The sequence below is a fragment of the Parapedobacter indicus genome, assembly GCF_900113765.1.
Classification (GTDB): domain Bacteria; phylum Bacteroidota; class Bacteroidia; order Sphingobacteriales; family Sphingobacteriaceae; genus Parapedobacter; species Parapedobacter indicus.
Genome location: NZ_FOQO01000005.1, coordinates 349877 through 362741, shown reverse-complemented (window position 1 = coordinate 362741; position 12865 = coordinate 349877). Strand labels below are relative to the sequence as shown.

Below are 12865 nucleotides of genomic sequence, written 5' to 3'. Positions count from 1 at the left end.
ATCAATTTGCAATATTGCGTTTTTATTGTGACACCAAGATAAGCTGACCGATAAAAAGAGATTCGGTTTTCAACCCGTTTAGATCCATCAATTCACTGGTAGACATCCCATGTTTACGGGCTATGGCCGCCAGCGTGTCTCCCTGCTTTACCTCGTGGATATCGATGCGTACGGGAGCCTTGGCTGATGCAGGCTGCAGCTCTTCCGGTTTATTTTCAACGATCTCGGTCTGAACCATCTCTTCTCGTTTCACTTTTTCCATCCGGCTCTCGGGTCGGTCATACTGATATAACTGATAGCGTTCGATTAACTCGACAAGCATGTCGGCATAACGCGGATTGGTAGCATAGCCGGCAGATTTCAAACCCTTCGCCCACCCCTTGTAATCGTCTTTGTCCAATTCGAAGAGCGCCGCGTAGCGCTTTCGCAACAAAAACTGTGAGTGATCTTTGAAAGAATCTTCGGGCCTTTCGTATACTCGGAAGCAATCATCGTGGCGATCGTCATCTTGATACGTTTTCTTTCCTGGCCATTCCGGAGTACATTTAATGCCGAAGTGATTGTTAGCTTGCCGCGCCAACGCACTGTTGCCGTTCCCCGATTCGAGAAGTGCCTGCGCCAATTTGATACTGGCAGGTATACCAAACCGTTCCATTTCCTCGATCGCAATAGCTTTATAACGCTCGATGTATTCCTGTCCCGATGTACTCGCATGCGAAGTGGATGGGCGTGGGCTTTGGCGATGTTGCTCCCTCGGCTTTTGTACGGGTACAGGGCGCTTTGTTACGTGGGGATTTTGAAGCACATCTTGCTTGGATAAGCAGGAAGAAAATAAGATAACAACCGACAGTACATATAAATACCTTTTCATTTACAAAATCAATTGTTGTCCGATCCGCAAGCGTGAATGGGTAAGGCCGTTATTGCGTTGCAGTTCTTTCACGGTTGTTCCATATTTCCGGGCAATGTCATACAGCGTATCCCCTTGCTTCACCGTATACAATTCTTCGGTCTCGTCCGACTCGTCCAACGAGGCGATGGCCCTATCACCCTCGGGCTGTATGTCTAATTCGTCTAGGTTATACTTATGGATGATGCCGATTACTTTCGATGACCAGGATGGACTATGAGCATATCCAGAGCGGGCGATTCCCTGTACCCATTTCCGGTATTCATAGGGTTGATATTGCTCAAACAGTTGCTCGGTCTTTTTACGTCTCCGTAAAAAATCAATAAAGTCGGCATAGGATTCTTCTACGGAAGCATAACCTTTGTAAGCCGATCGGATTACCTTGCTGTTGTTTGGCCCTTTAATACCAAAATGATTATTCAAATGGCGTGCTATGCGACTACCTCCATATGCGCTCTCATGCATGGCGATGGCTAAAATGATGCTTGCGGGACACCCATACTCTTCCATATACTGCACTGCAGCATCTTTATACTGCTCAATATAGGTATGCGGCGTATACTCCTGAGCCAGCGAGCGGACTGCATTTCCGCCGACCAACCCGATGGTAAGGAATAAGGTAATTAGAAAAGTCTTCCGGGTTTCGTTCATGCGTCAACAGGTTAACTTTATTATCGCTTGCGCAACACGTATACGCCATCGCGAATGGGGAGAATTAATTTATCAACACGATTATCAGCCGCCAACTGCTTATTCAACGCGGCAATCTGCTGGGTCTGGGAATCGCCGGCATCGGCCACTACTTTCCCTTTCCATAACACATTATCTATTAAAATTAAACCACCAGTGGGAATTTTTTCGAGGGCCAACTCATAATAAAGACCATTGTTCTTCTTATCCGCATCGATAAAGACCAACTCAAATGGTCCCTTTAGTTGGGGAATAATCGTAGCCGCATCTCCAACATGATAGCGGATTGCGTGGTTCCATTCGGATAGGGCAAAGTAACCACGTACACGATCTTCTAATTCTATGTTGCTATCGATGGTGTGTATTTCGCCGCCTGGAGCTAGACCTTCCGCCAAACATAACGTTGCATATCCTGTAAACGTACCAACTTCCAGAATCCGATGGGGCGACACCAACTTACTTAGAAAAGCCAGCAGCCTGCCTTGATAGTGGCCCGACAACATGTGGGGCCTGGTTTCTTTCACATAGGTTTCCCTGTGGATGTGCTGCAACAACGCAGGTTCCGCATCGCAGGTCCTTTCCAGATAGCTCGTCAATAAGTCATCGAACATATCCATCGGTCGCAAACTTAGATAAAAACCTCGGTATCACAAAAGGGTAAAAATTTACAGTTGGCCGATTCCTAATTTAGACGCTAATGCCTCCAAGTTTTTTTGTACCGCTTCAACGAGGGGAATCCCATTTTTCCGGCGATCCAATTCAGCTTCATATTCGGGCTCTCCGGGAATGATTACGGGTTGTTGCTCGTCAACGCGTTTGGCTTGTTTAAAGCGTGCGATCCACTGATCCATATTGGCCTTAAAATCGGCCGCAGGGCGAAATCCATCCACGCGCATAGCCCCAACGAAATGGCCGATGCCCTGACCCGGTTGGTTGACCACCGGCTGCAAGTAAGCCACAAATGGAGGCACCCAAGGGCCATAGTTCGCACCAGACAATACACCGGAAAGTATGTCGACTATAGCTGAAAGGCCGAAGCCTTTGTGGCTGCCATGGTCGCGGTCGCTTCCTAACGGAAGCAGGGCGCCCCCCTTTTTGACGGCTGTAGCGTCGATAGTAGGATGCCCCTTCGCATCAAGTACCCATCCTTCTGGAATTGATTTGCCAGCTCGCTCGGCAATTTCCAGCTTGCCGTTTGCGGCAGCAGAAGTTGCCATATCTACCACTACGGGCGGATAGTTTCCGGCAGGAAATGCATAACAAATGGGATTAGTACCCAACAGCCGTTCAGTCGAAAACGTGGGTGCAACCAAAGGGCTCGCGTTGGTGAGTGCATAGCCAATCATCTCCTGTTCGACGGCTTTGAGCGCATGGTAGCCAGCAATGCCGAAGTGATTGGAATTGCGGATGGCCACCCAGCCCGAACCGTACTGCCGCGCCTTTTCGATAGCGATATCCATGGCAAAAGGGGCGGTAACCAATCCGAGTCCGCCATCGCCATCAACAGTCGCCGTTGTTGGGGTTTCATGCACTACACGGATATGGGGAGTGGAATTGAGGCGACCACTTTCCCACAATCGTACGTAGCCGCTAAGGCGTGCAACGCCATGGGAATCAACCCCCCGCAGGTCGGCAGCAAGCAATACGTCTGCAGCCAATTGTGCATCTGCATCGGGACAACCGATGGCCTTAAATACCCCTGTTGTAAAATCACGTAATCGCTTTTCGGGGATCATTGTCCACTCCTCCTCGCCCGTTGCATGGGATTGGGGCCCGTAGATTCTCCTCGTGCGGGACCCTGTTGCTGCTTGAATAACTCGAACCGTGTAGGCGTATGGTGGCGTGGCCAAGCATTGTTTTCTTCGTCGATATCACCGGTTTCTCGCAGGGGGTCTACCAATACGGCTGTCACTTCTTTGCTTTTCGCGAAGACCTTGGTGACCTCGTTTTCATTTTTGCGCCAGATGTAGGCAGGGATACGTTCGACTTCGGTAGTGCCGTCGGCAAAGGTCCACTGTAAAATAATGGGCATTACCAAGCCCCCCTTATTGGAGAATCTCAGTTGATAAAAGTGATACTTCCCATCATATAACGCTTTTTCTTCGGGCGACAGCGAGTGATAGTATTGTTCAAAGGCCTGCCGGTCTTCATCAGCGACTTCAAAACGATCCCATTTATTGTAAAAATCCTGCAAGCTGGTATCAGCCTCGACGGCAAAATTCACCCCTTCCTCGATGTTACGTTGACGTGATACCGTGTTCAAATCTTTCTCAAACGCCGCTTTCGCTGCTGCCTGAGCATCGGGGATATTTCCCATAGGTTGAAAGTGTTCCACGTCGTCAAGGGAAATATCCACGGGATCGATGCCGAAAAACCAGCCTCGCCAAAACCAGTCGAGATCTACCGCAGAGGCGTCTTCCATTGTCCGGAAGAAGTCGGCCGGAGTGGGGTGTTTAAAGGCCCACCGTCGTGCATATTCTTTGAAGGCGTAGTCAAACAGTTCCCGTCCCATTACCGTTTCCCGCAGGATATTAAGCGCGGTTGCCGGTTTGGCGTAGGCATTGGGGCCAAATTCCACGATGTTTTCGGAGTTGGTCATGATGGGCTCCAGCTGGTCTTTGGGAAGCTTCATGTAATCGGCAATCTTGTGAGCCGGCCCTCGTCGCGAGGGATAGTCTTTGTCCCATTCCTGTTCAGCCAGAAACTGGCAGAACGTATTAAGCCCTTCGTCCATCCAGGTCCACTGCCGTTCGTCAGAGTTGACAATCATGGGAAAGAAATTGTGCCCTACTTCGTGGATAATTACGCTGAGCATTCCGTATTTCGTCGCTTCGGAGTAGGTACCGTCTTTATCTGCCCGCCCGTAATTGAAGCAGATCATCGGGTATTCCATACCATTGGAAGCTTCCACCGAAATCGCAACCGGATACGGATAGGGGATGGTATGCTTGGAATATACCTTGAGTGTATGAGCGACTACTTTGGTCGAATAGGGGCGGTAGAGGGAATATGCTTCGGGGCCGTAGTAGGACATGGCCATAGGCATGTGGCTTTCGATCCCATCTTTGACGCGCATCGCATCCCAAACCAGGCGGCGTGAAGAGACAAAGGCGAAATCGCGCACATTCTTGGCTTCGTACACCCACGTTTTTTTGTCGGTAGCTTTTTTCTTCATCGCTTGGCGAGCCTCATCGAGTGTTACCACCTCAACGGGCTCATCCGCTTGCTGCGCCTGTTTCCATCGATCTAACTGAACCGCCGTTAGTACACTGGCATAATTGCGGCACTCGCCCGTAGCACCTACCACGTGGTCTGCCGGCACAGTGATGTTGACCTTAAAATCGCCAAATACCAAGGCAAACTCGCCCCGGCCCGTGAACTGCTTATTTTGCCATCCCTGAAAGTCGGAATAGACCGCCATACGGGGGTACCATTGCGTGATGGTGTACAAGTAATTGTCGTCTTCAGCGAAGTATTCATAACCTCCGCGGCCTCCTTCGGCCATGCGGTCGCTGATGTTATACTGCCACTCGATCTGAAGAACAAATTTGGCTCCGGGTTTTAATACGGTGGGAAGATCCACCCGCATCATGGTGTAGTTGATGGTGTAGCTAAGGGGCTTTCCAGCGCCGTCGGCGACTTTCTGTATCCTAACCCCCAAATCCTTATCGCTGCTGATCAGGTTTTGCAGCTGATTGGTGGTCATCTGTTCATTCAGCGAACTTTCGTCGAATTTCTTGCTTTCCGCATCGGCCTTGTGCTCATTTTCATCAAGCTGGATCCATATGTAGGAGAGCGGATCCGGCGAATTGTTGGTGTAGGTAATGGTTTCCGACCCAATGACGCGTTGGTTATCGTCGTCTACCTCTACGTCAATGACATAATCGGCTTTCTGCTGCCAATACTGATGGCCGGGGGCTCCCGAAGCAGTACGGTATACATTCGGATCGCTCAACAACGTTCCCAGTTGTTCAAATTTGTTGCCATGGTTTGAAGTCGGGTTATTTTGGTGTTGAGCGTGGACTGAAAATACAGCCATGCAAACCGCAAACACAAAAAAATAAAGAGAAGATGGTTTCACGTGCGTCGTGTTTTGTGGGTAAAGTTACTATTTTTTTTAAATCCGCTCCAACGCCATCACCAGTGCGATACCGAAAACAGCGGCCGATAGAAAAAATGTCCAATCGCGTTTGGAAACCGAAAAAATGGTAGTAGCGATGAACGATAAGATCAAAACTACGAAAACAATAACGAGTTGACCCAATTCCAATCCAACATTGAAAGCAAACAACGGTCCTGTGATGCTGCTTTCTTTGCCAAGCAGTGAGCGCAGGTAATTGGAAAATCCCAAACCATGTATGAGCCCGAAAAATAGCGCATAACCATACGTAAGCCAATCGGTATTCACCCTTCGTCTTTTACGTCTTACAGCGATATTGCTGATAGCTGTAATGACAATGGTGACAGGAATGAGAAATTCAATCAACACAGTATCCACCCGGATCAGATTAAAAACACTCAATGCCAGTGTGAAGGAATGCCCAATGGTAAAGGCTGTAACCAATACGATAACTCTCCGCCAGTCTCCGACAAAATAGGTGCAGCAAAGGGCTATGACAAAAAGAATGTGGTCATAACCTGCCAAGTCCAAAATATGCTGTAACCCTAATTCAAAATATACACCAAAGTCTTGCATATTGCACGTTATGTTGCGGTATTCGTTACAATATTACGTTAATTTGTGTCGAAAACGCAATAGGCTAGTTAAAATATGGGTAACCTTTTTATTCAGGTATTCTGGTTGGTTCTTCATCCGTTTTATGTAAGTATCACCGCGGTTGACTACAATAAGGAGGCACAACGCGTGGAAATCAGTTGCCGGATTTTTTATGACGATCTGGAAACTGCACTAAAAGCAGCAGGAGGTGCCTCAACAGTTGACCTCATCAATCCGGCAAACAGAAATGAAACGGATAGTTTGATTGCCCGTTATCTACGACGCCATCTGAGTCTTTCCGTGAATGGGCAGTTGCAAACGCTCCGCTATCTTGGCTATGAAATTGAAGACGATGTGGCTTGGTGCTACCTGGAAGCCGAAGGGGTCACCTTCGTGCAACGTATCGCCGTCGACAACCGGGTGCTGCTTGACCAATTTGCCAACCAAAGCAATATCTTACATGTAACAGCCTATGGCAACCGGAAGAGCACGAAACTGGATAATCCAGAACACCGTGCTGTTTTTGAATTTACTCAAAATCTTCCTCGCTGAAATCTCCATCGAAGAGGCTTCCCAGCATATCAGTAAATCCAATGCCGTTTTGAAGGTAATTCTTGCTAAGCTGCGAATACTCGGCCAACCCGTGTAGTACAAATTCCATCAGCAGCAATTGCTGGCTTTCGACCAGCTTGGGATGGAACTTTTTGATCAATGCATGTAAGCCGGGTACTGCCATGAGCGCTTTCTTATATTGGCTGTCAGACAGTGCATCGGTAAGCAACACCTCGTTTCCCAGTGTAAACCAATCGACAATAGATGCATAAGGATTTTCGCTCTTCGACTTTTTGGCTTTTTCCGGATGGGGGAAATATTGGGTGAACAGCGTTTTGACGGCACCGCCGATTAGCCGGTGTGCTACGTGGACAGGGCCCTCCAGTTCACCCTCGTACACCAACTCGATTTTGCCGGTAATTGCGGGGATGATACCGGAAAAATCAGCCAACCTGGCAACCGTCTTCTTCTGCCCGGAAATCAGTAGCCTCCGCTCTGCGGCACTGACCAAGTTTTCATATGCGGAGATGGTGAGGCGTGCCGATACACCCGATTTCTGATCAATGAATTCACTTTGCCGGGCTTCAAATGCAACCTGCTCCACCAGATCTTTCAGCAAGCCATCGACTTCGATGGCCCTTTGTTGTTCGGGAGTGATGCGGGCTTCTTGGAAAGTGATCTTCCGGGAAATATCGATACGCTTCGGATAGTGGGTGAGGATCTGACTTTCGATACGGTCTTTCAGTGGCGTCACGATGGAACCGCGGTTGGTGTAGTCTTCGGGGTTCGCCGTAAACACAAACTGAATATCAAGGGGCAGCCGAAGTTTAAATCCGCGGATCTGGATGTCTTTTTCCTGCAGCATGTTGAACAGCGCAACCTGTATTCGGGCCTGCAGGTCGGGAAGCTCGTTGATCACGAAAATACCACGATGCGCCCTGGGAATCAATCCGAAATGGATGACACGTTCATCATTGTAAGTGAGTTTCAGCGTAGCTGCTTTGATAGGGTCCACGTCGCCCACTAAGTCGGCCACCGTTACATCGGGGGTAGCCAGCTTCTCGGTATATCGTTCCGAACGGTGTAACCACGCAATGGGCGTGTCGTCACCATGGGTCTGAATCTCGTTTCGAGCATACCACGAAATGGGATCCAGTGGGTCGTCGAACAGTTCACTACCGGCTACATATGGCACATATTCATCCAACAAATGGACCATAAGCCGCGCGATGCGGGTTTTTGCCTGACCGCGCAGCCCCAGCAGCAACACATTATGTCGGGAAAGAATGGCCGTCTGCAATTCGGGAATAACGGTTTCGTCATACCCAACGATGCCCTGAAAACCGGCTTTGTGTTCCTGCAGTTGTCTAATAAGGTTGGCCCTGAGTTCGTCTTTTACGGTTCGGTGCTGGTATCCTGATTTTTTAAGTTCTCCTAAGGTATGGATATGAGTCATTTTGCTGAGTTGCTGGTTTTGCTTTCGTTACGGATTGCACAATTACCGTACAGTTTTTCGCCGGTTACGGATGTAGTCTTCAAAGATGTACTCGCCGAGTCCTTGAAGAGAGCTGTAAAACGCCTTGCCTCCGTTGGTTTCCGTAAACTGGCGCACAAATTGTTGCAGATAAGGGTCGCGGGCAATCATAAACGTCGTGATGGGAATATTGAGCCGTTTACACTGGGCCGCCATGTTGAGTGTTTTGTTGACTACCTTACGGTCCAATCCGACACTGTTTTTATAATAGCGGCCATTTTCTTTCAGACAAGTTGGTTTGCCATCGGTAATCATAAAGATTTGTTTATTATGGGTCTTGCGCCTGCGTAGCAGGTCGGTAGCCAGTTCCAGGCCGGCCAGCGTATTGGTGTGATAGGGCCCCACCTGCAGATACGGCAGGTCTTTGAGGGTGATGGGCCACGCATCGTTGCCAAATACAACGATATCCAGCGTGTCCTTTGGATAGCGGGTATGGATCAGCTCCGCCAATGCCATGGCGACTTTCTTGGCGGGTGTGATGCGATCTTCGCCGTAGAGGATCATACTGTGGGAGATGTCGATCATCAGCACGGTGGACGTCAGTGTCTTGTAGTCGCGCTCTTCTACTTCCAGATCCCGTTCCGTGAGCATGAAATTACCAATTCCGTGATTTACCTGCGCATTGTGGATGGAGGTGGTCATGTCGATCTGGTCCAGGCTATCGCCATATTGGTATTCGCGCCGATCGGCATTCTTTTCTTCGCCCAAACCGGATAGATTGCTGTTGTGGTTGCCCCGGCCACTTTTGCGGAGTTTACCGAAAATTTCTTCTAATGCGGACTGGCGGATGGTTTGCTCGCTTTTGGCCGTAATCCGGAATTCCCCAGAACCTGAGTCGTCACTGAGGTATCCTTTGTCTTTAAGCTCCTGTATAAAATCACCGATCCCATACTCGTCGTTCGTCAGGTTGTATTGTTTGTCCAATTCATTGAGCCAAGCCAATGCTTCTTCGGCGTCTCCGGCCGTGTATTGCAGTAATTGCATGAAAAGCTTTAGCAGTTCGTCAAAACTGCCTTTGGGCAATGTGCTGGGAATATATTGTGAAAAAAGATAACCGCGCATATATTTCTGTCTAAGTTAGCTCTTTTTTACGACTGTGCCAATCGCCTGCTGTTTTTTTACATTACAGCGATTTGTCGACAATTCTGTATTTTTACGAAAACATTCATTAGGAACTAATTGTTTTTAGTGATCTAATGGGCCCTGCATTTTCACCGCCTTTGGCGTCAGGCGCTGAACTGGCAGGTTTCATAATCGTTATTGTTTCTCCGTCAACATTTGTACGGTTATATATAAAAAAAATTATCGATAGTAAGCGTTACCTTCTGATGTATGAAGCCGATTTGGAAATGGGTTATTGGTGTTATAACAAGCCTGCTGATAATCGTAATAGTGGGCGCATGGTATCTGGGCCGCCATTGGAAGCCAATATTGGATGCACAAATTAAGGAGGCCGTAATCAAGTCGACCGACAGTCTCTATGTGATTGGATACGACGATTTGAATTTCAACTTGATCACGGGCAATGCATCCATCAAAAGTCTGCGGCTAACCGTTGACAGTGCACGATATGCCGAACTGGAGCGCCAACATCAGGCGCCTGACAACGCGTATAACATCCGTATTGAAAACCTACGGATCCGAAGCTTTCATCCACGGCGGATTCTGACCGATCGCAGGTTGCAGATTGATGATATCACCATCGATACACCTAGTATCCACATCTTGAACAAATACCATGCATACAACGATACGATTGTTATAAAGCGAGATACACAAACACTTTACCAGCGCATATCAAGCATCCTTAATGAGGTGAGTGTGGGTAATGTGCATTTCAATGATATTCACTTCAAATTTTCAAAGAAAACAGACACGGCCATTAACGAAACGGTATTAAACAACCTGAATGTAAAAGTGAGTGACATTCTGATCGATTCGGCCTCACAGTTTGATTCCACCCGATTTTATCACACCCGGGCCATTGACGTGGATGTGCCTGGATTCCGGTATGAAACACCCGACAGCTTTTATTACGTAAGTTTCGACCGGCTGCAGATTGCAACATTATATAAACAGGTAACACTTACCGGATTTAAATATGCTCCACGGATGAGCAAAGAGGAATTTTATAAACGGAAAAAAATGGCGAAGGATATGGCGGTGATCGCGTTTCCGACCATACGTCTAGAAGACATAGACTTGCAACGCTTTGTGAACAATCAGAATATACATGCGGGCAGTCTGCACATAGACAGCGGAACAGTACTCATCTCCAACGACTTACGCTATCCAAAGCACCCTACCGATAAGATTGGTAAATCGCCGCATCAGTTACTGCTGAAAATGAAACAGTCGCTGAAAATCGATTCGGTTGTGCTGAATAACGTAGACATCAGTTATGCCGAAGTGAGCCGTAAATACCAAAAGGAGGGAAAAATCACTTTCGACCGGACAAACGGTGTGTTCTACAACGTGACCAACGATTCGCTGGCACTGATTGAGAATAAAACAATGACGGCAGACCTGACAACGTATCTAATGGATATCGGCAAATTGGATGTGGAATTTGCATTTGATATGCTGGATAAGCGTGGCGCGTATACCTATAAGGGATTACTTGGCCCGATGAATGGGAGGCCGCTCAATCGGATTGTAATCCCCCTGCTGAATGCGGAGGTAGCCAATGCCAACATCAAACGGGTAAGTTTTGACGTCTCAGCAGACGATTACCGATCAAGGGGATCACTGCGTTTTGACTATAACAATATGCGACTTAATTTGCTGACCACGGAAGAGAATGGCAAAAAGGGATCGATGAAAGTAGTTTCCTTCCTAGCGAATAGTTTCATCATCAATGACAGTAATCCCGACGCAAATGGCAAATACCACACCGGCAGAATCAATTATACGCGGCCGCATACCTATTCATTTTTTAAGACGGTATGGCAGAGCCTGCTCCAAGGAATCAAAGAATGCGCAGGCGTCAGTCCCGAAAGGGAACAAAAGATTATGAATGCGGCCGAAGACGCTAAAAAGGTAAAAGAAAAGACAGGCGGTTTCTTTAAACGCGTATTCCGAAAAAAGGACAAAGGAAATGACGATCGGGATTAATATTTCGGTTTGAACAAGTCTAAAAATTTGATAAATATACCATTTTTAGGAGGTTGCCCTGCCTGTTCACGTTCGAGGTTGATTGCCTCCCTGCGTGTAAGTGGAATCATATCCATGCGTTGGTCCTGTAGGGGTCGGTCGTAGCGATCAGTCTTTACAGCGGCGATGCGGTCGATGACATCGACGCCGGAAACGAGTTCGCCAAATACCGTATAGTTTTGATCGAGATGGGGCGTTCCGCCCAAGGTTTTATATACTTCACGTTGGTAAGCCGGAATTTTGCGCCCTCCCAATCGCAATTGCTCCAAACTATCGAGGCCCGCATCCGTAAATGTCCTACCCTGCACGAGATAAAATTGGGAGCCACTGGAAGCCTTTTCTGGGTTTTCATCGCGTGCAGCTGCAATCGCACCTTTTTTGTGGAACAGGCTGTCGTTGAATTCCGCCGGAATAGTGTAATCCGGTCCTCCTTTACCCAATTGCTGCCTTTCTGCGGCAAAGCGGGAGTCAGGATCGCCCCCCTGGATCATAAAATTACGGATGACGCGATGAAATAGCAGGTCATCGTAATATCCCTGGCGTGCCAGTTTGAGAAAGTTGTCGCGATGCAACGGTGTTTCGTCATATAGTTTCAGCAGGCATTCGCCCTGGGTGGTGATCACACGGACATATTTATGAGGCGGGGCTGCGTGTGATGATAGCGTAAAGAATATAAGAAGCGTTACTACGGCCAAAATTCGTTTCATAATGGGTTACCTGTTTTCTTCAAAATAATCGATAATGAGTGACTTTAGAAGCATTTCCTGTTCGAGAAGGGTGTAGTTGGGTATGGGTTTGATGAGTCGCCAATGTGGCCAGCCATCCTGATCCAACCCCTCCAATTCGTAAAAACCCATGGCACTGAAAAGCCTACAGGTAGCGATATGCATCAGCTCCTCTTTTTGCCGCTTGGAAAACTTCATCGGGCCTTTACCCAATTCCTGAACACCGATCAGGAACAGCATGATCTTGATGTCGGGCTTTTCCATCTCAAACTGCTCAGCGGTATCCGCTTGCAATTCGGCCCATTTCCGATTGATTAACGATGCGTTCACCGGGCAAAAGTACATAAAAATACACGTGTTTGGTGAATCCCCCTTTCAGAACAGCAGGCATGTAATTTGACTGGGGGAGACCGGCAACAGTTTGGGGAATAATTCCCCGGTCGGCGTGTGAGAAATGGTCAACAAATTGGAATTTCCCGTGTTGCCGTTACGAAACAAAACAAGCCTTCCCTCACTATGATATTGATTTTCAAATCAATTGAAAAGGGGTTAATAAAATAATGGCTATTTGCTAAATACACTTA

General features: G+C 47.9%; 12 protein-coding genes. 2 read left to right on the top strand and 10 right to left on the bottom strand.

Annotation, left to right across the window (positions count from 1 at the left end; genetic code table 11):
* Positions 1-22: 22 nt before the first annotated feature.
* The 6 genes from BMZ56_RS12550 to BMZ56_RS12525 are packed head-to-tail and all read right to left on the bottom strand — an operon-like array spanning position 23 to position 6296.
* Positions 23-871, bottom strand: a complete 849-nt coding sequence (locus BMZ56_RS12550; protein WP_090627092.1) for a glucosaminidase domain-containing protein — start codon at positions 869-871, stop codon at positions 23-25.
* Positions 872-1561 carry a glucosaminidase domain and LysM peptidoglycan-binding domain-containing protein gene (locus BMZ56_RS12545; RefSeq protein WP_090627089.1) on the bottom strand — a complete coding sequence of 230 codons (690 nt, stop codon included), beginning with the start codon at positions 1559-1561 and terminating at the stop codon, positions 872-874. It abuts the gene before it with no gap.
* A 20-nt stretch (positions 1562-1581) separates the two neighbouring features.
* A complete protein-coding gene (locus BMZ56_RS12540) occupies positions 1582-2217 on the bottom strand; it encodes an O-methyltransferase (protein ID WP_090627087.1) in 636 nt (211 codons plus the stop codon).
* Positions 2218-2265: 48 nt separating this feature from the next.
* On the bottom strand, positions 2266-3336 hold the full coding sequence (locus tag BMZ56_RS12535) for an Ldh family oxidoreductase (RefSeq protein ID WP_090627085.1): 1071 nt from the start codon (positions 3334-3336) through the stop codon (positions 2266-2268).
* A complete protein-coding gene (locus BMZ56_RS12530; RefSeq protein ID WP_245893195.1) occupies positions 3333-5681 on the bottom strand; it encodes a M1 family metallopeptidase in 2349 nt (782 codons plus the stop codon). Before BMZ56_RS12530 ends, BMZ56_RS12535 begins: the two co-directional genes overlap by 4 nt.
* A 36-nt stretch (positions 5682-5717) precedes the next feature.
* Positions 5718-6296, bottom strand: a complete 579-nt coding sequence (locus BMZ56_RS12525) for a HupE/UreJ family protein (RefSeq protein WP_090627079.1) — start codon at positions 6294-6296, stop codon at positions 5718-5720.
* Between the two features lie 75 nt (positions 6297-6371).
* Here BMZ56_RS12525 and BMZ56_RS12520 point away from each other — a divergent pair, with 75 nt between their 5' ends.
* Positions 6372-6869, top strand: coding sequence for a DUF6702 family protein (locus BMZ56_RS12520; protein WP_090627077.1), 498 nt, complete (start codon positions 6372-6374; stop codon positions 6867-6869).
* Here BMZ56_RS12520 and BMZ56_RS12515 read toward each other — a convergent pair.
* Complete coding sequence (locus tag BMZ56_RS12515) at positions 6847-8325, bottom strand: sigma 54-interacting transcriptional regulator (protein WP_090627074.1); 1479 nt, start codon at positions 8323-8325, stop codon at positions 6847-6849. The two genes, BMZ56_RS12520 and BMZ56_RS12515, sit on opposite strands and share 23 nt — an antisense overlap.
* A 42-nt stretch (positions 8326-8367) precedes the next feature.
* Positions 8368-9465 (bottom strand): vWA domain-containing protein, encoded by a 1098-nt coding sequence (locus tag BMZ56_RS12510; RefSeq protein ID WP_090627071.1) that lies wholly within the window; start codon positions 9463-9465, stop codon positions 8368-8370.
* Between the two features lie 270 nt (positions 9466-9735).
* Between BMZ56_RS12510 and BMZ56_RS12505 the strand changes: the two genes are divergently transcribed.
* Positions 9736-11517 (top strand): AsmA family protein, encoded by a 1782-nt coding sequence (locus BMZ56_RS12505; protein WP_090627068.1) that lies wholly within the window; start codon positions 9736-9738, stop codon positions 11515-11517.
* Here the strand turns inward: BMZ56_RS12505 and BMZ56_RS12500 are convergent.
* Together BMZ56_RS12500 and BMZ56_RS12495 are read right to left on the bottom strand one after the other, a co-directional pair.
* A complete protein-coding gene (locus BMZ56_RS12500) occupies positions 11514-12263 on the bottom strand; it encodes a peptidylprolyl isomerase (protein ID WP_090627065.1) in 750 nt (249 codons plus the stop codon). The genes BMZ56_RS12505 and BMZ56_RS12500 overlap by 4 nt on opposite strands.
* 6 nt (positions 12264-12269) lie before the next feature.
* Positions 12270-12611, bottom strand: a complete 342-nt coding sequence (locus tag BMZ56_RS12495) for a hypothetical protein (protein ID WP_090627284.1) — start codon at positions 12609-12611, stop codon at positions 12270-12272.
* Positions 12612-12865: the final 254 nt, after the last annotated feature.